Raw genomic sequence first — 22,023 nt, 5'->3', positions numbered from 1 at the left:
CGCAGTCACACAGGATTGGATTGATCATGCAACGCAATATGCTGAAGTCGAAGATTCACCGCGTCGCGGTCACGCACTGCGAGCTCCACTACGAGGGCTCGTGCGCGATCGACGAAGATCTGCTCGAAGCGGCGAATATCGTCGAAAACGAGCGTATCGACATCTGGAACATCAACAACGGCGAGCGCTTCTCGACCTACGCGATCAAGGGCGAGCGCGGCAGCGGCATGATTTCGCTGAACGGCTCGGCCGCGCGTCGCGCGCAGCTCGGCGATCTGGTCATCATCGCGGCGTTCGCGGTGGTCGACGAGGCGGAGTTGAAGGCGGGCTGGAAGCCGGACCTCGTGTTCGTCGATGAAAACAACAGGATCAAGGGCAGCCGCGACCACGTGCCCACGCAGGCCTGGAGCTGAGCGAAGCTCAGCTTGACGCTTGACTGATGGTGGGCAGCCCCCGCCTCAGCCCTTCTTCCCCGCGCCGTTCGTCCACTCGACGATCGGCTGCCACTGCTCCAGATCCTTCTCCACACGGCTTTTCGCGACGTCCCACAGCGTCAGGCCGTGCGCCGCGAGCTGCACGTAGTTCTGCGTGTCGCGCAGAAAACCGAGCACCGGCAGCTTCAATCCCTCGACGAAGCGATGCAGCTGCTCGGCCGAGCGCGTGCGCGCATCGACGCGCATGCCGACCACGCCGACCTCGATCGCGCCCTTCCTGACCGCCTTTTCCTTCGCCAGCCGCTCGAGAAATTCCTGGGTCGCGAGAATATCGAACAGCGACGGCTGCAACGGCACGATCACCTTGTCGGCGAGATCGAGCGCGATGTTCAGGCGATTGCCGTGCAGGCCGGCCGGCGTGTCGACGACCGCGTGCTCGAGGCCTTTCGGCGGCTTGGCCGGCGTGTCGGGGTTGACCTCCCAGGTTTCGATATTTGGTAGCGTGGCGGGCCGTAATTCGAGCCACGCATGCGCGGAGTGCTGCTTGTCGAGGTCGGCCAGCGCGACCCATTCGCCCGCCGCGGCGAAATAGCCGGCCAGATTGGTCGCTAGCGTGCTCTTGCCCACGCCGCCCTTCGGATTCGCCACCACGATCACCGACATGAAATCTCCCGGAAAGAAGGCTGGACACCGCCAGCCGGTTTGCCGCGCTATTGCTCCGTCCCCGCCGATCCGCTGTGACCGGCGCCGGCGGGCTCCACGATCGCTGCCGTTCGAAGTTCCGTTTCCAGGGACGCCCACCGGTCCAGGCGTTGATAATATCGACAAATTCAGCGCGGCCGAAGCCCCCGCATCGCGAATCGGCCGCTCCAACCCGCCGTTTTTTTCGACAAGGACCTGAAATCTCATGAGCAAACTGCGCCCGGAATACACCGTCGAACGCCTGCTGGAGCGCCAGAAGGGCACGCTGCCGGACCTGCTGGGCCTGCGCGTGCTGACCGTGGACCAGGGCACGCTGGTCGCCGAACTGACCGTGCGCGAGGCGCTGCTCGCGCCGAACGGCTTCCTGCACGCGGCCACGGTGATCGGCCTCGCCGACACCGCGTGCGGCTACGCGTGCATCGCGCATCTGCCCGAAAACTCGCGCAACTTCACGACGATCGAGCTGAAGAGCAACTTCCTCGGCACCGCGACGCAGGGCACGATCCGCGCGGTCGCCAAGGGTGTGCACCTTGGGCGGAGCACGCAGGTCTGGGACGCGACGGTCACCGGTCCGGATGGTAAGACCATCGCACTGTTTCGTTGCACGCAGATGGTGTTGTACTGAGCGAACCGCGCGAGCAGCAATTGCGTTCAAGCCGATGAAGGAGGCCGGCGCAAAGCGTCACCCCAGCGCCGCGAACAGCCTGCGCATATCGACGTGCCCGGCCAGAGTATCGGCCAGCCGCTCCAGCGACGCCTCGCGCAACGCCGGATAGTCGAGCGCTTCGGCATCGCTCAAACCCGCCCATGCGAGCAGCGCCGCGCACGCGGCCGGCGTGTCGAACAGGCCATGCACGTAGGTCGTGAGAATCTGGCCATCGGCGGACATCGCGCCATCGGGACGGCCGAAGTCCGCGCCGCCCTCGCGCGGGCCAGCGTGGTCGAGTCGCAGCGCCGGCGTGTCCAATGCCGGCCCGCGCGTCTCGCCCATATGAATCTCGTAGCCGGCGACGTCCGGCGTGCCGGGCAGCGCCAGGCGCCCGGTCACATTCTTCAGCGTCTTGTCGCGCGTGAGCACCGTCGCATAGTCGAGCCAGCCGAAACCCGCGAAGGTGCCCGGCGCGCCCTCGACGCCATGCGGATCGGCGATCTCGCGGCCCAGCATCTGCATGCCGCCGCAGATGCCGATCACGCGGCCGCCGTAGCGCAGATGCCGCGCCAGCACGTCGTCCCAGCCCTGTGCGCGCAGAAACGCGAGGTCGTCCGGCACGTTCTTCGAGCCCGGCAGGATGATCAGATCGGCGGCCGGCGGCGGCGTACCCGCGCGCACATAGTGAAAATCGACCTGCGGATGCGCGCGCAACGCGTCGAAGTCGGTGTGATTGCTGATGTGCGGCAGCACCGGCACGACCACGCGCAGCAGACGGCGCGAATCAACGCTCGCCGCCGCGCGCAGCTCGGGCGGCAGCATGTCCTCGGCGTCGAGCGTCAGGCCATGCAGATACGGCACGACACCGAGCACCGGCTTGCCGGTCTTCGCTTCCAGCCAGTCGAGCCCGGGCTTCAGCAGACCGATGTCGCCGCGAAAGCGGTTGATGATGAAGCCGCGCACGCGCGCCTGCTCGCTGTCGGACAGACACGCGAGCGTGCCGGTCAGGTGCGCGAACACGCCGCCGCGATCGATGTCGGCGACCAGCACGACCGGGCAGTCGACCGCCTCCGCGAAACCCATGTTCGCGATGTCGCGCTCGCGCAGATTGATCTCGGCCGGACTGCCCGCGCCTTCGACGAAAATCGTGTCGTACGACGCGCGCAGCCGCGCATACGACTCCAGCACGGCCTCGAACGCGACCGGCTTGTAGTCGTGATACGCGCGCGCGTCGAGATTGATGCGCGCCTTGCCGTGGATGATCACCTGAGCGCCGCGATCGCTGGTCGGCTTCAGCAGCACCGGGTTCAGATCGGTGTGCGCGTCGATGCCCGCGGCGAGCGCCTGCAATGCCTGCGCGCGGCCGATCTCGCCGCCGTCGACGGTCACCGCGCTGTTCAACGCCATGTTCTGCGGCTTGAACGGCGCGACCCGCGCACCCGCGCGCCGCGCGAGGCGGCACAGTCCCGCAACCAGCGTGCTCTTGCCCGCGTCGGACGTGGTGCCCTGGATCATCAGCGTGCCGCGCGGCACGGGCAGGGTGTCGGGAGGAATGGTCATTCGGGTCACGGCCGTGCAGGTGGAAGATGGACAGTGGCGTTGCAATGCTATCGAGCGGCATTATCCCATCGCGCCGGTACAATCATAGGATGACTCCCCGCGACCTCACCTTCGTCCTCGGCGGCGCCCGCTCGGGCAAGAGCGCGCATGCCGAGCGGCTCGCCAGCGACAGCGCCTTCCCCGTCACCTACATCGCCACCGCCCGCGTCACCGACGACGCCGAATTCAACGCGCGCATTGCGCATCATCGCGAGCGGCGGCCCGCGCATTGGGGGCTCGTCGAAGCGGACGACGACCTCGCCGGCGCGCTCGCGCAACACGACGCGCCGGGCCGGTGTCTGCTGATCGACTGCCTGACGCTGTGGCTCGCAAACCTGCTATGTCCCGCCGACGGCGCGGCGGCGCCGCTGTCGCACTACTACGAGCAGGCCGCCGCGTTCGAAGCGGCGCTCGCCGGCGCGCGCGGCAAGATCATCGTCGTCAGCAACGAGATCGGCCTCGGCGTCGTGCCGCTCGGCGAAGCCACGCGTCTTTACGTCGACGAACTCGGGCGCTTGAATCAGCGCATCGCCGCGTTGAGCAGCGCGGCCACGCTGATGGTCGCGGGACTGCCGCTCGCGCTGAAAAGCGCGAGCGGCGTGTGATGCCGCCGCTGACCATGCCGCTGGTCGCGACGCTCGCGGTCGCGGGCGTCGCCGTCGATCGCTGGTTCGGCGAGCCGAGCCGCCGGCATCCGCTGGTCGGGTTCGGCAACTGGGCGGCGCGCATCGAGACGCGCTTCAATCACGACCGGCGTCTGCGGCTCAGGGGCCTGCTCGCATGGGCGCTCGCGGTTCTGCCGCCGGTGTTGATCGCGTGGTGGCTCGTCGCCGTGCTGCCGTTGTTCGCGGCCTGCGCGCTGCATGTCGCGCTGCTGTGGTTCGCGCTCGGCGCGCGCAGCCTGCGCGATCACATCGCGCCGATCGCGCGGGCGCTCGGCCAACGCGATCTGGCCACGGCACGTGAGTTGACCGCGCGGATCGTCTCGCGCGACACCGCGCAGTCGGACGAGGCCGCGCTCGCGCGCGCCGCGATCGAATCGGCGCTCGAAAACGGCAACGACGCGATCTTCGGCGCGCTGTTCTGGTTCGCGCTCGCGGGCGGGCCCGGCGCGCTCGGCTTTCGCCTCGCCAATACGCTCGACGCGATGTGGGGTTATCGCACGCCGCGCTATCTGCGCTTCGGCTGGGCCGCCGCGCGCATCGACGACGTGCTGAACTGGATTCCCGCGCGGCTGACTGCCACGAGCTACGCGCTGCTCGGCGACACGCTGACCGCCTGGCGCTGCTGGCGCGAGCAAGCGCCGCGCTGGGACAGCCCGAACGCGGGCCCGGTGATGGCCGCCGGCGCCGGCAGCCTGAACGTGCTGATCGGCGGGCCGGCCGTGTATCACGGCACGCTCGAGCACCGGCCGACGCTGGGCTTCGGGCGTCCCGCCGAGGCGCGTCATGTGGGCGCCGCGTTGATGCTGGTCGAACGCACGGTGATTTTCTGGCTGGCCGTGCTGATCGTGCTGGCGTTGTTGAGCGTGCCGTTTCATGGCTGAGCGGAACGACGCGCGTAGCGATGGGATGAGCGCATGACCGACTGGACGCAACCGCGCGAGCACGCCGCAAGCGGCCCGATCGCGCACGGCGGCAACCTGCACGAAGCGGCGGCGCGCTACGGCATTGCGTACGCGCAGTGGCTCGATCTGTCGACGGGCGTCAATCCGCACGGCTATCCGGTGCCGCCGCTGCCCGCCGACGCGTGGCGCCGTTTGCCCGACGAAGGCGACGGCTTCGCCGAGCGGGCCGCGCGCTACTACGGCGCGCCCGATGCCGCGCACGTGCTGCCCGTGGCCGGCAGCCAGGCGGCGATTCGCGCGCTGCCCGCGTTGCTGTCGCCCGCGACGGTCGGCATCGCGCCGCTGACCTACGGCGAGTACGCGCCCGCGTTCGCGCGCGCCGGACACGCGGTCGCGCCGCTCGACGCGCATCGCGACACGCTGCCCGCCGCGCTCACGCACGTCGCGATCGTCAACCCCGACAATCCGACCGCCACGCATATCGATGCCGCCAGGCTGCTGCACTGGCACGCGCAGTTGCGCGAACGCGGCGGCACGCTGCTCGTCGACGAAGCGTTCGCCGATACGCTGCCGGCCGCGCGGGTCGCGTCGCTGGCGGCGCATACGCACCGGGACGGGCTCGTCGTGTTGCGCTCGCCCGGCAAGTTCTTCGGGCTCGCGGGTGTGCGCGCCGGCTTCGTGCTCGGCGCGCCCGCATTGCTCGCCGCGTTGCGCGACAGGCTGGGGGCGTGGACCGTCAGCGGTCCCGCGCGTCATGCGGTGAGCGCCGCGTTCGACGATGCCGCGTGGCAAACGCGGATGCGTGAGCGGCTCATCGGCGACAGCGCGCGGCTTGCCGGGCTGTTGCATGCGCACGGTTTCGCGACACGCGGCACGCCGCTTTTCGCATGGACCGACGACGCGCGCGCCGCCGCGTTGCATGAAGCGCTCGCGCGGCGCGGCGTGTGGACGCGTCTTTTTCCGCCATCGCTTCGGGTGCCATCGGCCAGCGTGCGCTTCGGGCTGCCGGGCGACGAAGCCGAATGGACCCGCTTCGAGCAACAGTTGCAACAGGCGGTTGACTCGATCGATACCGCGCGGTCGAGTTAGCGCAGTGACCTTCGCACCCAAGCCGCTCAACGCTTCGTGATCCGCCCTCGTCCGATGATCCGCTTTGCACCTTCCATCCGCTTTGCCCCGCCCGCGCATGGCTTCATCCATTGGTTCGGCGCCGCAGCGCTCGCGCTGACCGCACTGAGCGCGCACGCCGCGATCACCGTCACCGACGACAGCGGCGCGACCGTCACGCTCGCCGCGCCCGCGCAGCGCGTGATCAGCCTCGCCCCACACGTGACCGAATTGCTGTACGCCGCGGGCGGCGGCCCGAAGATGGTCGGCGCCGTGTCGTACAGCGACTATCCGCCCGAAGCGAAGCAACTCCCGCGCGTCGGCGACAACAAGGCGCTCGACCTCGAACGCATCGTCGCGCTGAAACCGGACCTGATCGTCGTGTGGCGGCACGGCAACGCGCAGCGCCAGCTCGAACGCTTGCGCGAGCTACACGTGCCGCTCTTTTTCAGCGAGCCGCGCCGTCTCGACGATATCGCCGTGTCGCTGACCAAGCTCGGCCGGCTGCTCGGCACATCGGCGAGCGCGGATGCGGCGGCGGCCGCCTTCCGCGACGACATCGCCCGTCTGCGCGCGCGGTATGCGAACCGCCCGGCCGTCAGGGTCTTCTATCAGGTATGGGACCGGCCGCTGATGACGCTCAACGGCGAGCACATGATCAGCGACGTGATCACGCTATGCGGCGGCCGCAATGTGTTCGCGGACCTGCAGCCGCTCGTGCCGACCGTGTCGATCGAAGCGGTGCTCGCGGCGAATCCGCAGGCGATCGTCACCGCCGCGCCCGGCGCGACGCGGCCCGACACGATGCTGCCGCAACTCGACACATGGCGCGCATGGCCGGGCCTCGCGGCCGTCGCGAACAACAACCTGTTTGCGATCGACGGCGATCTGATCAATCGCCCCGCGCCGCGCATCGCGCAAGGCGCGCGGCAACTGTGCGAGGACCTCGAACTGGCGCGCTCGCGCAGCAAGCAGCCCGCACCATGACGGCGCCGCGTGTGGCGAGAAAAAAAGATCGGTTTTCCGGATGACCACGCGGGTCACGCATTCCATCGCACGAGCGACCACTGCAGCGTCTCGTCGTTACGTCGCAACCAGACGATCCCCGTCATATCTAGCGACCACTGCAGGCAATGCGCGAGCGGCACCTCCAGCACCCACGACGCGATCGCGCGCATCACGCCCGCGTGCGTGACCACGTATGCGGGCGACAGCTCGCGCGTCAGCGCGAACGCATCGAACCACGCTCGCACACGCGCGACGAATTGCGCGACGCTCTCGCCGCCGTGCGCGCGCGCATGTTCGAAATTGGCGGCCCAGTCGTCGAGCAGCGCGCGATCGATCGTATCCCAGCGCTGCGCTTCCCACTCGCCGAAATCCATTTCCTTCAAGCGCTCGTCGTGGCTGACCACGCAGCCGAAGTCGTTCGCGATCTCGGTCGCTAGGGCGGCGCAGCGCGTAAGCGGACTCGTGATCAGCACCCGCGGCGCCGGCACCTGCAAGCTCGCGAGCTTCACCGCCAACGCATTGGACGTGACCTCGGCGCTTTCCGCCAACGCGACATCGCTATGGCCGTAACACACCCCCGCCTCGAGCGCGACAGCGGGATGTCGAATCAGGACGATATCCATGCAAGCCCCACCAGGTAGATGCTCAATTCGAAGATCTGCTGCGCGAAGCCGAGGCAGTCGCCGGTATAGCCGCCGATGCGTCTGACGAAATAACGGCCCATCGCGAAGCGCAGCGCGAACAGCACAGCACACGTGAGCGCGGCGAAACGCCAGTCGGGCATGCCGGGGCCGTTCGGCCACAGCAGCCACGGCAGCCCGAACAGCACGGCGCACAACAGCGCCGGCCCGCTCAAACGCTGCGCGACCGGCTTGGCTTTGCCGGCCGCGCGCACATAGTCGAGCGTGGCCAGGTAACTGATCGCGCACGCGCGGCTCGCGCCATGCGCCGCAAGCATCAGGCTTGCGGCGCGCAGCGGTGGCAATGCCGCGAGCGTTTGCCACTTGATCGCCAGAGCGATCACGAGCGCGATGGCGCCGAAAACACCGATGCGCGAGTCGTGCATGATGCGCAGCGCATCGTCGCGCGTATAGGCGCCACCGAACGCATCGATGCAGTCGGCGAGACCGTCCTCGTGAAATGCGCCCGTGACCACGAGCGACGCGGCCATCGACAGCAGCACCGCGACACTCGCCGGAAACACGCGCAGCGCGGCCAGATAGACGAGCGCGCTGAAGCCGCCGACCAACACGCCGACGAGCGGAAAATAGCGCGCCGCGGCGTTCAGATAATGCGGCTCGAAACCGACCCAGCGCGGCACGGGCACGCGCGTGAAGTAACCGAGCGCCGTGAAGAAATAGCGCAGTTCCGCGAGCGGGTTCATGAATGTGGCGAGTGCAGGTTCACGGCGCCGCGGGCCGAGCTTCGCGTTATCGCGAAGCGCGTGCTCGCGCGCTTCACGGTTCGCGATCGGCGACGCCCGCCGAATCGAAGCTGGCCATCTCGTTGACGAAGGCCACCGCCGCGCGCAGCAACGGCACCGCGAGCGCGGCGCCCGTGCCTTCGCCGAGCCGCATGTCGAGCGACAGCAGCGGCTGCGCGCCGAAATGATCGAGCATGCGCCGATGCCCGGCCTCGTTCGACGCATGCGCGAACACGCAGTACTCGCGTACGTCGGGCGAGAACGCATCGGCGACCAGCAGCGCGGACGTCGCGATGAAGCCATCGACGAGGATGGTCATGCGCGCCTCGGCGGCCGCCAGATACGCGCCCGCCATCATCGCGATTTCGAAGCCGCCGAAGGTCGCGAGCACGTCGAGCGGCGCGCGTGCATCCGCATGGCGCGCGAGCGCCGCCGCGAGCACGTTGCGCTTCTTCGCGAGTCCGGCATTGTCGAGACCCGTGCCGCGGCCGACGCAGTCGTCGATCGGCACACCGCACAGGCGGCTCATCAGACACGCGGCCGCCGACGTGTTCGCGATGCCCATCTCGCCGAAGCCGATCACGTTCGTGCCGAGCGCCGCGTGATGACGCACGCGCGCGGCGCCCGCCTGCATCGCGGCGAGCGCTTCGGCGTGCGTCATCGCGGCTTCGTGTGCGAAGTTGCGCGTGCCGGGCCCGACCGGAATGTCGACGAGTCGGTCCGTGGACGGCAGCGGCGTCGCGATGCCCGCGTTGACCACTTCGAGTTCGAGACCCGCGACGCGACTGAGCGCGTTGATCGCCGCGCCTGCATCGCGGCGAGCGCTTCGGCGTGCGTCATCGCGGCTTCGTGTGCGAAGTTGCGCGTGCCGGGCCCGACCGGAATGTCGACGAGTCGGTCCGTGGACGGCAGCGGCGTCGCGATGCCCGCGTTGACCACTTCGAGTTCGAGACCCGCGACGCGACTGAGCGCGTTGATCGCCGCGCGCCCGCGATGAAGTTCGCGACCATCTGCGCGGTCACCGCTTGCGGATAGGGGCTCACGCCTTCGGCGGCGATGCCGTGGTCGCCCGCGAAAACGATCATCGCGGGACGCTGCACGGTGGGACGCGTACTACGCTGGATCAGGCCCATCTGGCGCGCGAGCGTTTCGAGCCGGCCGAGGCTGCCGGGCGGTTTGGTGCGCGTATCGATGATCCGCTGCAGTTCGGCGCGTAGCGTCTGATCGAGCGGCGCGACTTCGGGCAAACCGGCTGGGTGTGGGATGCGAGTCATAGGTGTGATCGAAACAAGGGATAGGAATAAATATCAGCCTGACTGCGCGTCATGGCCGGCAGGCGATTCGTGACGCGCGCGCGGCGCGGGTATCAGCGCCTCGTGCTCGCCGTCGCGAATCAGAATCAGCGGATAGCCGAACGCGCGGCTCGTCAACGCAGGCGTCAGCACGTCGCGCACTGGGCCCGCATACGCGCCGCCCGCGCCGTCGAGCAGCAACGCGTGCGTCGCGAAGCGGCGCGCGAGGTTCAGATCGTGGCACGAGAACAGCACACTACGGCGCGGTTCGCGCGTCCATGCGACGAGCGCTTCGAGACAGTCGACCTGATGATGCAGGTCGAGATGCGACAACGGTTCGTCGAGCAGCAACAGCGGCGCGTCCTGGCACAGCACCGCCGCGAGGGCAACGCGCTGACGCTCGCCGCCCGATAGCGACAGCACGTCGCGCGCCGCAAAGTCCGCAAGGCCGAGCCGTTCGAGCGCCGCCCGCGCGGCCGCGCGATCCTCGTCGCGCTCCCAGCCCCAGCCGCCCAGATGCGGGAAGCGGTTCAGCAGCACGATGTCGAGCACGCTTGCGTTGAACGCATCGGCCGCGCTTTGCGGCATCAGCGCGCGGCGCCGTGCGAGCGGCAGCGGCTGCCAGTCGGCCACGCGCACGCCATCGAGTTCGACATGGCCCGCCGCCGGATGCAACAGCCCCGCCAGCGTCGATAGCAAGGTGGTCTTGCCCGCGCCGTTCGGCCCGGCGATGCACCAGATTTCGCCCGCATGGAACGTGTGCGTGAACGCGTCGAGCAAGGTGCGCGCGCCGGCGCGCAACGTCAGGCGCTGCGTGCTCAGCATCGAACAGGCGGGGCTGGGTTTGGCTCGTATCATCGGCGGCGTTTGAGCAACATCCACAGGAACACCGGTACGCCGACCAGCGACGTGATCACGCCGACCGGCAATTGCGCGGGCGCGATCACGGTCCGCGCGATCAGATCCGCGCCCATCACCGCGACACCGCCGCCGAGCGCGGCCGCCGGCAGCAGCATGCGCTGATCGTTGCCGAACGCGAGCCGCAGCATGTGCGGCACGACGAGACCGACGAAGCCGATCGTGCCCGCGGTCGTCACCGCCGCGGCCGCCGCCAGCGACGCGACCAGGTACACACGCAAACGCAGCGGCATCACGGCGACGCCCAACGCCTGAGCGGCCGCGTCGCCGCGCAGCAACACGTTCAGACGCGGCGCGGCCGGCACGATCGCGAGCAGCACGAGCGCGAGCGCCATCAGCGCGGTCCACGGCAGCGCGCCGCCGTTGAGGTCGCCGGTGAGCCAGAACAGCATGCCGCGCAGACGGCTGTCGGGCGCGAGATTGAGCAGCAGCGTGATCAGCGCGCCCCACCCGGCCGCGATCACCGCGCCGGTCAATAGCAAACGGGGCGACGTGTCCTGCGGCTCGCCGCGCCATAGCTCGCGACGCGCGAGGCCGAGCACCAGCAGGATCGACACGAACGCACCCGCGAATGCGCTCGCATCGACGAGCCACCATGCGCCGCCCGCAATCATCGCAACGAGCGCGAACGTCGCCGCGCCGCCCGACACGCCGAGCACGTATGGCTCGGCCAGCGGATTGCGCAGCAGCACCTGCAGCAGCGCGCCGGCGAGCGCGAGCAACGCGCCGCACGCGAAGCCCGCGAGCGCGCGCGGCAAACGCAACGTACGCACGATTTCGCCGGCGAGATCGTCGCTGCCCGTGCCGCCGAACGTGTGCGTCGGCACGAGCGCCGCAAGCACGCGCGACGGCGCGAGCGGCACGCTGCCAAGCACCAGCGAGGCGCCGAGCACCGCGATGGCGGCGAACGCGAGGCCGAGCCAGATCGCGGCCGCGCGTTTCGCGTTCATCGGGCGCGGCGTCGCCATCGCGGCACGCAGCGAAGCGGACGCGCGACTCATCCGCGTGCGCTCACGCATGCGGCCACCCCGGCGCGCGCGTCACTGCTGCTGCCAGCCGAGCGTGAGATACGCACCGCGTCGCGGCGAGTTATACGAGTAGGCCGTTTCATAATCCTTGTTGAACAGATTGTCGATTTGCGCACTGACGTACCAAGCTTTGGTGACGTTGTAGCGCGCCGACAGATTCACGATGCCATAACCGCCGAGGTTGCCGGTGCTATCGGTGCGCGGACCGCTGACGATCCACTCGCCGCCAACCCGCCAGCCACCGATGCTGCGGTTCACCGCGAACGACCCGAACCGACGCGCGCGCCGCACGAGGTCGGTACCGTTGTCGAGATCGACCGGGTTCTGCAGCGTCACCGTTGCGCGCACGTCGGTCTTGCCGACATGACCGCTCCACGATCCCTCGAGTCCCTGCACCTTCGCACGGCCGACGTTCTCCGCGAGGTAGATGCCGGGGATCGTCTGCACGTAGTCGATCAGATTCGTATAGCGCGTCTGGAATGCGTTCAGTCGCATCACGCCGAGCGCATCGGTCGCGTACTGCAAACCGGCTTCGACCGAATGACTGCGCTCGGGTTGGATCGACGGGTTGCCGCTGATCGGATAGTACAGATCGTCGAAGCTCGGCGCGCGGAACGCATCCGAATAGCTTGCGGTTACCTTCCAGCGCGACGTGATGTCGAATCCGTAGCCGAGATAGTAACTGTTCGCCCCACCGAAATCGGAGTACTGGTCGCGTCGCACGTTGGCCTGAATCTGGTTGCGGCCGAAGCGCGCGCTGTAGCCCGCGAAGACCGAATCGACGCGACGGTCGGGCGCGGCGAACGTGTCGGAGTCGAGCGTCTGGTCGAGATGCTCGTAGCCGAGTTGCAGCTTCTGGTTCGCGGCGAGCGCGAAATCGTTCTGCCACGTGTACTGGCGATTGTCGGTATCGAAGCGGCCGTTGTAGATGCCATTGGTGTTCGACACGCTGCGGTCGTCGCCCTCGGCGAGCGTGACGTGGGTGGTCCACCAGTCGGTCAGCTTGCCGTTCGCGAATACCGACACCTGACGCACCTTGCTATAGAGATTGTTCAGATCGGTGGGCTCGCCGTACGCATTGTCGTAGCTGTTGTCGTTGTTCGACTGGAAGTAGCTGACGCCCGCGTCCCACCTGTCGGTGAACTTGTGACGCAGCGACGCGCTGATGCTCTCGTTCAGATTGCCGTTTGCGTTCGGATTCGCGTTCGGCGCCTCGAGCGGATCGAGCGACGAAAAGCCGTCGTCCTTCGTGCGCGCGAGCGAAATATTGAAAGTCGTGCGGCCGTCCTGATCGAGCGCGCCGTTCACGCCGGCTGTTTGCGTCTGCGTGCGATAGCTGCCGTAGCCGACCGAAAAATTGAAACGCGGCGGATGATCGCCGCCGTCTTTCGTGAACACCTGCACGACGCCACCGATCGCGCCCGAGCCATACAACGCCGACACGTTGCCGTTCACCACTTCGACGTGATCGACCTGATCGAGCGGAATCTGTGCGAGTTGAGCTGAGCCGAGACTCACCGAATCGACGCGCACGCCGTCGATCAGCAGCAGCGATTGCGTTGACGATGCGCCGCGCAGAAAGAGGCTCGCGGTCGAACCGGGGCCACCCGTGCGCGAGATTTGCGCGCCTGGCGCGAGTTGCAACAGGCCGGGCAGATCGGTCGCGGTCGTGTCGGCGATGTCTTGCTGATCGAACTGCGTGGTCTGCGGAATCGCATCACGCAACGCTTGCGGTCCGCGTTGCGCGGTCACGACGATCGGCGACAGCACGTTGCCCGATGCATCGGCGGAGGCGGCATTGGCAGCGATTGCAGCGTTTGCGGCGGTAGCATCCGTGGCGGACGATGAAGACGAATACGGCGTCGCGGACGCGGATGCAGGCTCGGCGCTTTGCGCATGCACGACGAGCGGCAGGCTCGCGAACGCGAGCAGCGTTGCGCGGGCGATGGGGGACAGCATGGGATGACATTCCTGTGGATAGCGTGCGCGGCCTGCTTCCCCGCAGGCCGACGCGTCACGAGGCGTCCCCTTGTTCAACGTTTTCGCGGGGGACGTCCCTCTTTTCTGGCCGGTATCCGGGCTACGACACATCGATCCCGCCTTCCCACGCGTGACGCGCAGTGGCACACTCGCACGTTGAACTTCCAACCTTGCGACCAGGACCGACCTGCATGAGCACATCACATGCGGTCGCTTACCGTTGCGGGGGCAGCGCAGGTTCGCGCATCCGGTTTTGGCACCGCGCGCGTCCTGCTTCCCGTTTAACTGCGCGCGCCGAGAAGCGCGCGCGGGCACCAGAGTGCGGGAAGTTTACGAGCGGCCTCGCGGGGCGTCAAGAAAGGTCAACCGGAGCGCAATCGGTTCTGTTGAATGCAGGTTATTGTCCGATGGATTACCGGTTTTTTACCTTATGGTCGACGACACGACACGCAACGAACCTGCACGTAGCGATGCTGTTACGTCTCGAAACGAGACAATTGTCGGAACCTGTAATATTCCGCGCTAAAATGCGATGTCTTTAGAGGACGCAGCACATGCTCACCGAACTCGAATCACTCTCCCAGAACATCGGCAAGCTGATTGCGATCAGCCAGCGCCACAACGAAGCGCGGCTCGCGCTCGAAGAGCAGCTCGCGCAAACGCGTGCCGAAGTGCAAGCCACGCATGCGGAACTCGCGCAATTGCGCGAAGAGCGCGACGCACTGCAGGCGGAACGCGACGCGCTGTCCGCCAAGATCGACGACGCTCAGGTGCGCCTGAATGCCATTCTCGAAAAATTGCCGCGCGCACGCGCGAGCAGCGAACCGGATAACCAGCTCGATCTGCTCGAGTCCGCCCAGCCCGGACACGAGGAAGCGGAAAGCGACGTGAGCCGACACGGAGAAAGCGCATGACCACCAAGCAGATCGAAGTATCGATTCTCGAAGTACCCTATCGTCTCGCCTGCTCGCCGGAAACGGAAGGCGCGCTGCTCGAGGCGGTCGCGCGCGTCGACGCCGAGATGAAGAAAATCCGCAGCGGCAGCAACGTGCGCGGCACCGATCGCATCGCGGTGATGGCTGCGCTGTCGCTGGCATCGGAACTGCTTAAGCTGCAAAGCAGCGTGCGACACGGAGAAGCATTTCCCGCTGAAGAAATCCGGCGTACAATGCAGCAAATGAACGAACAGCTAGGTACTGTGATCGAGCAGTACAGCTTGCAGTAAGCAGTAGTGGGCCGGTTTCGAATCGGTCACGTGTTGAACGGTTTGGGTTGTAGCTTCATCGGTTTAGCTTCCCTGCCTGGTTCGCCAAGGTCATACATTCCTTGAACCAATGCCATGTGCACGGTTGCGGAAATTTGTAGCACGGGTGTGCGCGTCACTCAGTCTGATGTACCCGAAGTGTTGCTAACTGCGACCAATTCTGAACCCTCGGTTCAGGATGCCGGCCTAGCGGCTAAGGCGGGGACCTTATCTGGAACGGCATCGGACTTCGGTTCGATGCCGTTTTTCTTTGGTCGTCGTTTTTTCGTTTGAGCGCCTTTTTCAGGGGCTTTTCCGTACGCGCCTGCTGTTGTTGCGCTTCGTTCAATCTCACACGCTCACTCCGATTCATGCGCTACTGGCTGATGAAGTCCGAACCGGACGAAGCAAGCATCGACGACCTCGCCAACGCACCTCATCGCACCTTGCCGTGGACCGGCGTACGCAACTATCAGGCGCGCAACTTCATGCGCGACGTGATGCAGGTCGGCGACGGCGTGCTCTTCTATCATTCGAGCTGTCCGGAGCCCGGCATCGCGGGCATCGCGGAGGTCTCGTCGAGCGCGTATCCGGACCCTACGCAGTTCGATAAAAAGAGTCCGTACTACGACGCGAAATCGTCGCCGGAAACGCCGCGCTGGATGCTCGTCGACGTCGTGTTCAAGAAGAAAATCGGGCTGATTCCGCTTGCCGCGCTGCGCGAGCATGCCGAATTGCAGGACATGCGCGTGCTCGCCAAAGGCAACCGCCTGTCGATCACGCCGGTGACCGAAGCCGAATGGCGCTTCATCATTAAACAGCTGGTTTAAGGGCGAACGCGCGACGCGGCACGTGTCGTGATCGCATCCAGGTCATCGTTTCCGATGCGGCGGCGAAGCACTAATTGGGGAACCAAGCGTCGGTAAAACGCGCCTAATCGGTCGACGAAAGCGTGAACTCGAACCGGCCGCTCGACGGCAAGCCGATGCATTCGCCAGCGCATCCGTCAAACCGCGCGCCACCACCCGGCGCTCGCGTCGAACGTGCACAACCTGTTCAAACAAGGATTCCAGTCATGACGACAAAAACCGCGCGGTCCCTCGCACTTGCGCTCGCCTTGGGCGCGCCTGTGGCACTCGCACTGAACCCTGCGCCCGCTCGAGCGCAGACCATGATGCCGCAGCCTTCGGGCGTGCTGTCGCTGAATGCGCAGGCGAGCGCGGAAGTCCCGCAGGACGAAGTCGAAATCACGCTGTTTTACGAGCAGGAAGCGAGCGAGCCGTCGTCGCTGACGTCGACGCTGAACGAACGCGCCGACGCGGCATTGCAGAAAGCGCGCGGCGTCAGCGGCGTGACCGCGCGCTCGGGCGCGTTCTCGATCTTCCCGTCGACGGACCGCGACGGACGCATCACGACGTGGCGCGGCCGCACGGAAGTCGTGCTCGAATCGCGCGACTTCGCCGCGGCATCGAAGCTCGCCGGACAGATGGCATCGATCATGCAGGTTGGCAACGTGCGTTTCTCGCTGTCGCCGCAAGCGCAGCGCGCGGCCGAACAGCGGCTCAGCGGCGAGGCGATCAAATCGTTTCGCGAGCAGGCCGCGGCGTCCTCGCAGGCGTTCGGCTTTAGCAGCTATTCGATCCGCGAGGTCAACGTGAGTCACAGCGGCGTGATGCCGCGTCCGATGATGATGATGAGCGCACGCGCGATGGGCGCCGACGCGAAGAGCGCGCCGCTGTCGCTCGAAGGCGGCACGTCGACGGTGACGGTCAACGTGTCGGGGTCGGTGCAGATGAAGTGACGCGCAAGCGCAAGCCCAAACAGAAAACGCCACGGCATCCATCGATGCCGTGGCGTTTTTTCATGCAACACTCGCTACGCTAGCCGAGCGCCGCTCAGTTCGCGCCAACCGCCTGCGCCTGCTCGCGACGCCCACGGCGATACGCCCACACCATCAGGCCGATGCCCGCGAGAATCATGGGCAGCGAGAGCCATTGACCCATCGACAGCCCCATCGCGAGCAGGCCGAGGAAATCGTCCGGCTCGCGCGCGAATTCGACCGTGAAGCGCGCCAGGCCGTAGCCGATCAGGAACATCGCGGAAATCGCGCCGAGCGGCTTCGGTTTGCGCGAGAAAAAGATCAGCACGAAGAACAGCGCCACGCCTTCGAGCGCGATCTCGTACAGCTCCGACGGATGTCGCGGCAGCATGTGATATTGCGCGAACACTTCGTTCAGATGCCATTGCGCGGCCAGTTGCGGATGCGCGGCGAGCCATGTGGCGTCGTCAGGCGCGGCGCCGGGAAACAGCATCGCCCACGGCGCCGACGGATCGGTCACGCGGCCCCACAGCTCGCCGTTGATGAAGTTGCCGAGGCGCCCCGCCGCGAGGCCCGTGGGCACCATCGGCGCGACGAAGTCGGTGACTTGCAGCCACGAGCGCTTGCGCTGATAAGCGAACAGCATCATCGCGATCGTCACGCCGAGAAAGCCGCCGTGAAACGACATGCCGCCTTCCCACACCTTGAAGATGTCGAGCGGATGGGCGAAATAAAAGCTCGCCTTGTAGAACAGCACATAGCCGAGCCGGCCGCCGAGGATCGTACCTAGCACGCCGTAGAACAGCATGTCGTCGATATCCTTCGCGGTCCAGCCTTGCGCGGCGACGTACGGCAGCCGCAGCCGCAACCGGGCAACGACGATCGCCGCGACGAACGCGACGAGGTACATCAAGCCATACCAGCGCACGGCGAGCGGCCCCAGATGGATGGCGACGGGGTCGAAATTGGGGTGAATGAGCATCGTGTAGTTATGGGCAGTTCAGGTTCGAAAGCAGTTTTTACAGGGAATCAGAAGCGGGATCTAGACACGTGACGCGACGCTCGCCGCATGCGCGCGCACGATGTCGATGAAGCCCGCCAGCACCGGGCTGACCTCGTCGGTGCGCCAGACGAGGCCCGTCTCGATCGCGGGCACCGACTCGGACAGCGGCCGGTACACGACGCCCGTGCGCCGCAGGTTACGCAACGATTGCGGCACCAGCGCGACGCCCATGCCGGCCGACACGAGACTCACGATGGTCTGCATCTGGATCGCCTCCTGGCCGATCCGTGGCGCGAGGCCGGCAACGCCGTAGCAATCCATAATGATGTCATAAAAGCCTGGCGCGAGACGTCTTGGGAAGATCACGAGCGGCGCGTCGGCGACATCGCGCAGGCTGACGGGCATCTCGAGCCATTCGGCGGCGGGGTCTTCGGCGGCGCTGCCCTTGCCGTTTGCGTTCACGCTGCCCCGCAAGCCTTGCGCCATCTCCGTCGACATCGCGATCACGAGCGGCTCGCGCGCGATCGGCAGCCACGACAACTGCGCCGCATGCCGCGACGGCAGCGGCGCGATCACCAGACCCGCGTCGATACGCCCGGCCACCAGTTCCTCGACCTGCACGTCGCTGGTCGCCTCGGTCAGTTCGAGCCGCACGCGCGGATGCCGCGCGCCGAAATCGCGCAGCAGCAGCGGCAGTAGGCCGTAATCTGCAGTCGACACGAACGCGAGCGACAGCACGCCCGCCTCGCCGCGCGCGAGGCTCTGCGCGAGCGGCCTGAGCCCTTCCGCGGCCGCGAGCAGCCGCTGCACCTCCGGCAACAGATCGGCGCCGACCGCCGTCAACTCGACCGAGCGCTTGGTACGCGCGAACAGCTCGACGCCGAGCGTCTCCTCGAGCGCGCGGATCGCCTGCGACAGCGGCGGCTGCGTCATCGACAGACGCGCGGCCGCGCGCCCGAAGTGCTTTTCCTCGGCGACGGTGACGAAATAGCGCAACTGGCGCAGGTCGGGGATCGTCGGCAGCATGATTGATATATTTTACGACCTGAACAACCGCGAATAATACACACGACGCGTGTCACGCAAAACCGCCGGTTTGCACGGTCTGGCGGAACTACACTGAACGGATGCGCGCGCGGACGCCGCCGCGCGCTTTCGTCAGAACAACCAGACTGGAGCTCCCCATGGCCTACAACCGTCGTTCGAAGAACATCACGCAAGGCATCGCGCGTTCACCGAATCGCTCGATGTACTACGCGCTCGGCTACCAGAAGGAGGATTTCGACAAACCGATGATCGGCGTCGCCAACGGCCACTCGACGATTACGCCGTGCAACGCCGGCCTGCAGCGTCTCGCCGACGCGGCCGTCACCGCGATCAGGCGCGCCGACGCGAACCCGCAGACCTTCGGCACGCCGACGATCTCGGACGGCATGTCGATGGGCACCGAGGGCATGAAGTACTCGCTCGTGTCGCGCGAGGTGATCGCCGATTGCATCGAGACCTGCGTGCAAGGGCAATGGATGGACGGCGTGGTCGTGATCGGCGGCTGCGACAAGAACATGCCGGGCGGCATGATCGGCCTCGCGCGCATGAACGTGCCGGGCATCTACGTGTACGGCGGCACGATCCGGCCGGGCAACTGGAAAGGCACCGATCTGACGATCGTGTCGTCGTTCGAGGCGGTCGGCGAATTCACGGCGGGCCGCATGTCGCAGGAGGATTTCGAGGGCATCGAGAAAAATGCGTGTCCGTCGACCGGTTCGTGCGGCGGCATGTACACGGCCAATACGATGAGCTCGTCGTTCGAGGCGCTCGGCATGTCGCTCATGTATTCGTCGACGATGGCGAATCCCGACCAGGAGAAGGTCGACTCGGCCGCCGAATCGGCGCGTGTGCTCGTCGAAGCCGTCAAGAAGGATTTGAAGCCGCGCGACATCATCACGAAGCAGTCGATCGAAAACGCGGTTGCCTTGATCATGGCGACCGGCGGCTCGACCAACGCGGTGCTGCACTACCTGGCGATCGCGCACGCGGCCGAGATCGAATGGACGATCGAGGACTTCGAGCGCATGCGCAAAAAAGTGCCGGTGATCTGCAACCTGAAGCCGTCGGGGCAGTACGTCGCCACCGATCTGCACAAGGCGGGCGGCATTCCGCAGGTGCTGAAGATCCTGCTCGACGCCGGGCTTGTGCACGGCGATTGCATGACGATCACCGGCAAAACGATCGCCGAGGAGTTGAAGGACGTACCAGCCAAGCCGCGCAGCGATCAGCAGGTGATCTTCCCGATCGACAAGGCGCTCTACGCCGAAGGCCATCTCGCGATCCTGAAGGGCAATCTGGCCGAAGACGGCGCGGTCGCCAAGATCACCGGGCTCAAGAACCCCGTCATCACGGGCCCGGCGCGCGTATTCGACGACGAGCAGAGCGCGCTCGAAGCGATCCTCGCCGACAGGATCGTCGCCGGCGACGTCGTCGTGCTGCGCTATCTTGGCCCGAAGGGCGGCCCCGGCATGCCGGAAATGCTCGCGCCGACCTCGGCGATCATCGGCAAGGGGCTCGGCGAATCGGTCGGGCTCATCACCGACGGCCGCTTCTCGGGCGGCACCTGGGGCATGGTGGTTGGGCACGTCGCGCCGGAGGCGTTCGTCGGCGGCACGATCGCGCTCGTGCAGGAAGGCGATTCGATCACGATCGACGCGCACCAGCTGCTGCTGCAACTGAACATCGACGATGCCGAGCTGCAGCGCCGCCGCGCCGCATGGCAGGCGCCGAAGCCGCGCTACACACGCGGCGTGATGGCCAAGTATTTCGCGCTCGCGCAGCCGGCGAATCGAGGGGCGGTGACGGGGTAATGACCGCGGCCGGCGTGGCCCGCCCCGACAGGGATAACCCGCGCCACTTTACGCGAAAACGCAAGGGGCGCACGAAAATCCGTGCGCCCCTTTGCTCTTATAATGCGTGCACCACGAGCCGGGCATCTGCACTGGCGGAGACCATAATGAAATCGATGTCGTACGCGGCCGTGGCAGCCACCGTTGCGCTCGCCGCCGCATTGAGCGCCGCCAGTCCCGCAGCCCGTGCCGAAACAGCCGGGCTCGCGCTCGCCCAGCAGAAGAACTGCATGAGCTGCCACTCGGTCACTCGCCCGTTCATGGGGCCGGCGCTGCACGACGTTGCTATCCGTTATGCGGGACGCGAAGACGCCGCGACCTATCTGAAGCGCAAGATCCTCGATGGCGGCACCGGCGTATGGGGAACCGTGCCGATGCCCGCGAACACGCAACTGACGCCCGATCAGGCGGCCACGCTGGCGGCTTGGGTGCTGACGCTCAAATAACGGCGCTCTCAGGTCACCGCGGCGTCAACGCGAGCGCCGCGCGATTTCTTCTTCCACCGCTTCACGTACCCAATCGGTCATCTCGGCTTCGAGCGTCTGCGCGACCTCGCGCGTGATCTGACTCACGAGCAGACTCGTGTGCTGCTGCACTGCATCACGGCAGCGCGCCTCGATGATGCCGCGCCCCTCGCCCGTCAGAAAACGCTGGAAGCGTCCGTGCAAACGTGCGGCGAGCGCGTCGGCATCGAGCGTGGGCTGAGCGGGAGCGCCTTCGTGCGCGCCTTCATGGTCGATATCCGGCGGCACGGTCGCGCCGGCTTCGAGCGGTATGAAGGGCTCGGTACGATCGAACACGCCGGGCGACACCTCCACGTCCTCACGCAAGTCATCATGCAAGTCGTCATGCCCATGTCGCACATGAATGCCGTGATGCGGCCGTGCGTGTTTTCTCGGGTGCGTGTGATCAGCCACGTGCGGCTGATGAAGCTCGGTCTGCGCGAGAGGCTCATGCTCCGCCGCATGCGGGGCTTCTCGCGTCGGCATCGGCTCCGGCACGAGCACGGGCTCCGGCGAACTCAGTTGCTCGGGCGTGGGCACCGGTTGGGGCGCGAGTACCGGCTCGGGCGCCAGCGTCGGGTCGGCTCGATGCGCGGGCGGTGGCACGAACGCGGGCTCCGTGCGGGAAGCGGCCTCGGGCACCGCCGCCGGTTGCGCGACGGCTGGGCTTGCGGGCTCGGCGCCCGGCTGGGATGCAGGCGCGGCGGCATCGGTCGACGCCTCGCGCGTCTCGCGCGCGCGGCCCGGCACGAGGACCTCGTTCAGGACCGGAATCGAATTGTCGTGGGGATCGGACACGTGCGCTCTCCGTGTTTGAGTCGAAGCCAGGGCAGGCGGTCCGCATGCCGCGT

The 22,023-nt window shown here is 66.8% G+C and carries 22 protein-coding genes, 1 other RNA gene, 3 pseudogenes and 1 riboswitch; of the genes and pseudogenes, 13 read left to right on the top strand and 13 right to left on the bottom strand.

The window, feature by feature from the left end; translation table 11 throughout:
- The first annotated feature begins 26 nt into the window (after positions 1-26).
- Complete coding sequence (gene panD, locus OKW27_RS32740) at positions 27-413, top strand: aspartate 1-decarboxylase (RefSeq protein ID WP_184045579.1); 387 nt, start codon at positions 27-29, stop codon at positions 411-413.
- A gap of 45 nt (positions 414-458) precedes the next feature.
- Here panD and OKW27_RS32735 read toward each other — a convergent pair whose 3' ends face one another.
- Positions 459-1,097 carry a ParA family protein gene (locus OKW27_RS32735; RefSeq protein WP_090803440.1) on the bottom strand — a complete coding sequence of 213 codons (639 nt, stop codon included), beginning with the start codon at positions 1,095-1,097 and terminating at the stop codon, positions 459-461.
- A 244-nt stretch (positions 1,098-1,341) separates the two neighbouring features.
- On the opposite strand from OKW27_RS32735, the gene OKW27_RS32730 reads away from it, so the two are divergent.
- Positions 1,342-1,761 (top strand): PaaI family thioesterase, encoded by a 420-nt coding sequence (locus OKW27_RS32730; protein WP_090803438.1) that lies wholly within the window; start codon positions 1,342-1,344, stop codon positions 1,759-1,761.
- A 57-nt stretch (positions 1,762-1,818) separates the two neighbouring features.
- On the opposite strand, the gene OKW27_RS32725 is transcribed toward OKW27_RS32730, so the two are convergent.
- Positions 1,819-3,345, bottom strand: a complete 1,527-nt coding sequence (locus tag OKW27_RS32725) for a cobyric acid synthase (protein ID WP_429335907.1) — start codon at positions 3,343-3,345, stop codon at positions 1,819-1,821.
- An 89-nt stretch (positions 3,346-3,434) separates the two neighbouring features.
- Between OKW27_RS32725 and cobU the strand changes: the two genes are divergently transcribed.
- From cobU to OKW27_RS32705, 4 genes are read left to right on the top strand one after another with little or no spacing between them, the layout of a single operon-like run.
- Positions 3,435-3,989, top strand: coding sequence for a bifunctional adenosylcobinamide kinase/adenosylcobinamide-phosphate guanylyltransferase (cobU, locus tag OKW27_RS32720; protein ID WP_429335906.1), 555 nt, complete (start codon positions 3,435-3,437; stop codon positions 3,987-3,989).
- Positions 3,989-4,930 (top strand): adenosylcobinamide-phosphate synthase CbiB, encoded by a 942-nt coding sequence (gene cbiB, locus OKW27_RS32715; RefSeq protein ID WP_429335905.1) that lies wholly within the window; start codon positions 3,989-3,991, stop codon positions 4,928-4,930. Before cobU ends, cbiB begins: the two co-directional genes overlap by 1 nt.
- A gap of 33 nt (positions 4,931-4,963) precedes the next feature.
- Positions 4,964-6,040, top strand: coding sequence for a threonine-phosphate decarboxylase CobD (gene cobD / locus OKW27_RS32710; RefSeq protein WP_429335904.1), 1,077 nt, complete (start codon positions 4,964-4,966; stop codon positions 6,038-6,040).
- 54 nt (positions 6,041-6,094) lie between these two features.
- The gene (locus OKW27_RS32705; protein ID WP_429336614.1) at positions 6,095-7,045 is read left to right on the top strand and encodes a cobalamin-binding protein; all 951 of its coding nucleotides are present in this window, start codon (positions 6,095-6,097) and stop codon (positions 7,043-7,045) included.
- A 53-nt stretch (positions 7,046-7,098) separates the two neighbouring features.
- On the opposite strand, the gene cobC is transcribed toward OKW27_RS32705, so the two are convergent.
- From cobC to OKW27_RS32665, 8 genes and pseudogenes are all read right to left on the bottom strand, one after another.
- On the bottom strand, positions 7,099-7,689 hold the full coding sequence (cobC, locus tag OKW27_RS32700) for an alpha-ribazole phosphatase (protein WP_090803430.1): 591 nt from the start codon (positions 7,687-7,689) through the stop codon (positions 7,099-7,101).
- On the bottom strand, positions 7,674-8,450 hold the full coding sequence (locus tag OKW27_RS32695) for an adenosylcobinamide-GDP ribazoletransferase (protein ID WP_429335903.1): 777 nt from the start codon (positions 8,448-8,450) through the stop codon (positions 7,674-7,676). Before OKW27_RS32695 ends, cobC begins: the two co-directional genes overlap by 16 nt.
- 73 nt (positions 8,451-8,523) lie before the next feature.
- A pseudogene (cobT, locus tag OKW27_RS32690) lies at positions 8,524-9,297 on the bottom strand (nicotinate-nucleotide--dimethylbenzimidazole phosphoribosyltransferase); the annotation flags it as partial.
- Positions 9,298-9,353: 56 nt separating this feature from the next.
- A pseudogene (locus OKW27_RS32685) lies at positions 9,354-9,467 on the bottom strand (nicotinate-nucleotide--dimethylbenzimidazole phosphoribosyltransferase); the annotation flags it as partial.
- A gap of 8 nt (positions 9,468-9,475) precedes the next feature.
- Positions 9,476-9,763, bottom strand: a pseudogene (locus OKW27_RS32680) (nicotinate-nucleotide--dimethylbenzimidazole phosphoribosyltransferase); the annotation flags it as partial.
- A 33-nt stretch (positions 9,764-9,796) separates the two neighbouring features.
- Positions 9,797-10,606 carry an ABC transporter ATP-binding protein gene (locus OKW27_RS32675; RefSeq protein ID WP_410451339.1) on the bottom strand — a complete coding sequence of 270 codons (810 nt, stop codon included), beginning with the start codon at positions 10,604-10,606 and terminating at the stop codon, positions 9,797-9,799.
- A 29-nt stretch (positions 10,607-10,635) separates the two neighbouring features.
- On the bottom strand, positions 10,636-11,700 hold the full coding sequence (locus OKW27_RS32670; RefSeq protein ID WP_429335902.1) for a FecCD family ABC transporter permease: 1,065 nt from the start codon (positions 11,698-11,700) through the stop codon (positions 10,636-10,638).
- A 39-nt stretch (positions 11,701-11,739) separates the two neighbouring features.
- Entirely contained in the window at positions 11,740-13,686 is a 1,947-nt protein-coding gene (locus OKW27_RS32665; protein ID WP_429335901.1) for a TonB-dependent receptor domain-containing protein, read from the bottom strand.
- Positions 13,687-13,776: 90 nt separating this feature from the next.
- Positions 13,777-14,041: riboswitch (cobalamin riboswitch) on the bottom strand.
- A gap of 220 nt (positions 14,042-14,261) precedes the next feature.
- Here OKW27_RS32665 and OKW27_RS32660 point away from each other — a divergent pair.
- The 5 genes from OKW27_RS32660 (at position 14,262) to OKW27_RS32640 (ending at position 16,751) form a co-directional block, all read left to right on the top strand.
- Positions 14,262-14,621, top strand: coding sequence for an ATPase (locus OKW27_RS32660; protein WP_090803421.1), 360 nt, complete (start codon positions 14,262-14,264; stop codon positions 14,619-14,621).
- On the top strand, positions 14,618-14,932 hold the full coding sequence (locus tag OKW27_RS32655; RefSeq protein ID WP_018419691.1) for a cell division protein ZapA: 315 nt from the start codon (positions 14,618-14,620) through the stop codon (positions 14,930-14,932). The genes OKW27_RS32660 and OKW27_RS32655 overlap by 4 nt, the downstream gene beginning before the upstream one ends.
- Before the next feature lie 66 nt (positions 14,933-14,998).
- Positions 14,999-15,180: non-coding RNA, 6S RNA (ssrS, locus tag OKW27_RS32650), on the top strand.
- Positions 15,181-15,321: 141 nt separating this feature from the next.
- Complete coding sequence (locus OKW27_RS32645; protein ID WP_429335900.1) at positions 15,322-15,780, top strand: EVE domain-containing protein; 459 nt, start codon at positions 15,322-15,324, stop codon at positions 15,778-15,780.
- A gap of 245 nt (positions 15,781-16,025) precedes the next feature.
- Positions 16,026-16,751, top strand: a complete 726-nt coding sequence (locus OKW27_RS32640) for an SIMPL domain-containing protein (RefSeq protein ID WP_429335899.1) — start codon at positions 16,026-16,028, stop codon at positions 16,749-16,751.
- A gap of 94 nt (positions 16,752-16,845) precedes the next feature.
- On the opposite strand, the gene lgt is transcribed toward OKW27_RS32640, so the two are convergent.
- Together lgt and OKW27_RS32630 are read right to left on the bottom strand one after the other, a co-directional pair.
- On the bottom strand, positions 16,846-17,751 hold the full coding sequence (gene lgt / locus OKW27_RS32635; protein WP_184065302.1) for a prolipoprotein diacylglyceryl transferase: 906 nt from the start codon (positions 17,749-17,751) through the stop codon (positions 16,846-16,848).
- 60 nt (positions 17,752-17,811) lie between these two features.
- Positions 17,812-18,798 carry a LysR family transcriptional regulator gene (locus OKW27_RS32630; protein WP_429335898.1) on the bottom strand — a complete coding sequence of 329 codons (987 nt, stop codon included), beginning with the start codon at positions 18,796-18,798 and terminating at the stop codon, positions 17,812-17,814.
- A 158-nt stretch (positions 18,799-18,956) separates the two neighbouring features.
- On the opposite strand from OKW27_RS32630, the gene ilvD reads away from it, so the two are divergent.
- The gene (gene ilvD, locus OKW27_RS32625; protein ID WP_429335897.1) at positions 18,957-20,630 is read left to right on the top strand and encodes a dihydroxy-acid dehydratase; all 1,674 of its coding nucleotides are present in this window, start codon (positions 18,957-18,959) and stop codon (positions 20,628-20,630) included.
- 146 nt (positions 20,631-20,776) lie between these two features.
- Positions 20,777-21,115 (top strand): c-type cytochrome, encoded by a 339-nt coding sequence (locus OKW27_RS32620; RefSeq protein ID WP_090803412.1) that lies wholly within the window; start codon positions 20,777-20,779, stop codon positions 21,113-21,115.
- 24 nt (positions 21,116-21,139) lie between these two features.
- Here the strand turns inward: OKW27_RS32620 and OKW27_RS32615 are convergent, their stop codons facing one another.
- The gene (locus OKW27_RS32615; protein ID WP_429335896.1) at positions 21,140-21,970 is read right to left on the bottom strand and encodes a DUF2486 family protein; all 831 of its coding nucleotides are present in this window, start codon (positions 21,968-21,970) and stop codon (positions 21,140-21,142) included.
- Between the last annotated feature and the right edge of the window lie 53 nt (positions 21,971-22,023).

The organism is Paraburkholderia sp. 35.1 (genome assembly GCF_050436525.1).
Classification (GTDB): domain Bacteria; phylum Pseudomonadota; class Gammaproteobacteria; order Burkholderiales; family Burkholderiaceae; genus Paraburkholderia; species Paraburkholderia tuberum.
Note: the sequence above shows the minus strand (reverse complement) of the source record. Positions and strands in the feature narration are given on the sequence as shown.

Excerpts from the sequence above, each read along its gene's own strand:
- panD (WP_184045579.1), top strand. The coding sequence starts at position 27 with ATGCAACGCAATATGCTGAAGTCGAAGATTCACCGCGTCGCGGTCACG.
- OKW27_RS32735 (WP_090803440.1), bottom strand. The coding sequence starts at position 1,097 with ATGTCGGTGATCGTGGTGGCGAATCCGAAGGGCGGCGTGGGCAAGAGC.
- OKW27_RS32730 (WP_090803438.1), top strand. The coding sequence starts at position 1,342 with ATGAGCAAACTGCGCCCGGAATACACCGTCGAACGCCTGCTGGAGCGC.
- OKW27_RS32725 (WP_429335907.1), bottom strand. The coding sequence starts at position 3,345 with ATGACCATTCCTCCCGACACCCTGCCCGTGCCGCGCGGCACGCTGATG.
- cobU (WP_429335906.1), top strand. The coding sequence starts at position 3,435 with ATGACTCCCCGCGACCTCACCTTCGTCCTCGGCGGCGCCCGCTCGGGC.
- cbiB (WP_429335905.1), top strand. The coding sequence starts at position 3,989 with ATGCCGCCGCTGACCATGCCGCTGGTCGCGACGCTCGCGGTCGCGGGC.
- cobD (WP_429335904.1), top strand. The coding sequence starts at position 4,964 with ATGACCGACTGGACGCAACCGCGCGAGCACGCCGCAAGCGGCCCGATC.
- OKW27_RS32705 (WP_429336614.1), top strand. The coding sequence starts at position 6,095 with ATGATCCGCTTTGCACCTTCCATCCGCTTTGCCCCGCCCGCGCATGGC.
- cobC (WP_090803430.1), bottom strand. The coding sequence starts at position 7,689 with ATGGATATCGTCCTGATTCGACATCCCGCTGTCGCGCTCGAGGCGGGG.
- OKW27_RS32695 (WP_429335903.1), bottom strand. The coding sequence starts at position 8,450 with ATGAACCCGCTCGCGGAACTGCGCTATTTCTTCACGGCGCTCGGTTAC.
- OKW27_RS32675 (WP_410451339.1), bottom strand. The coding sequence starts at position 10,606 with ATGCTGAGCACGCAGCGCCTGACGTTGCGCGCCGGCGCGCGCACCTTG.
- OKW27_RS32670 (WP_429335902.1), bottom strand. The coding sequence starts at position 11,700 with ATGAGTCGCGCGTCCGCTTCGCTGCGTGCCGCGATGGCGACGCCGCGC.
- OKW27_RS32665 (WP_429335901.1), bottom strand. The coding sequence starts at position 13,686 with ATGCTGTCCCCCATCGCCCGCGCAACGCTGCTCGCGTTCGCGAGCCTG.
- OKW27_RS32660 (WP_090803421.1), top strand. The coding sequence starts at position 14,262 with ATGCTCACCGAACTCGAATCACTCTCCCAGAACATCGGCAAGCTGATT.
- OKW27_RS32655 (WP_018419691.1), top strand. The coding sequence starts at position 14,618 with ATGACCACCAAGCAGATCGAAGTATCGATTCTCGAAGTACCCTATCGT.
- OKW27_RS32645 (WP_429335900.1), top strand. The coding sequence starts at position 15,322 with ATGCGCTACTGGCTGATGAAGTCCGAACCGGACGAAGCAAGCATCGAC.
- OKW27_RS32640 (WP_429335899.1), top strand. The coding sequence starts at position 16,026 with ATGACGACAAAAACCGCGCGGTCCCTCGCACTTGCGCTCGCCTTGGGC.
- lgt (WP_184065302.1), bottom strand. The coding sequence starts at position 17,751 with ATGCTCATTCACCCCAATTTCGACCCCGTCGCCATCCATCTGGGGCCG.
- OKW27_RS32630 (WP_429335898.1), bottom strand. The coding sequence starts at position 18,798 with ATGCTGCCGACGATCCCCGACCTGCGCCAGTTGCGCTATTTCGTCACC.
- ilvD (WP_429335897.1), top strand. The coding sequence starts at position 18,957 with ATGGCCTACAACCGTCGTTCGAAGAACATCACGCAAGGCATCGCGCGT.
- OKW27_RS32620 (WP_090803412.1), top strand. The coding sequence starts at position 20,777 with ATGAAATCGATGTCGTACGCGGCCGTGGCAGCCACCGTTGCGCTCGCC.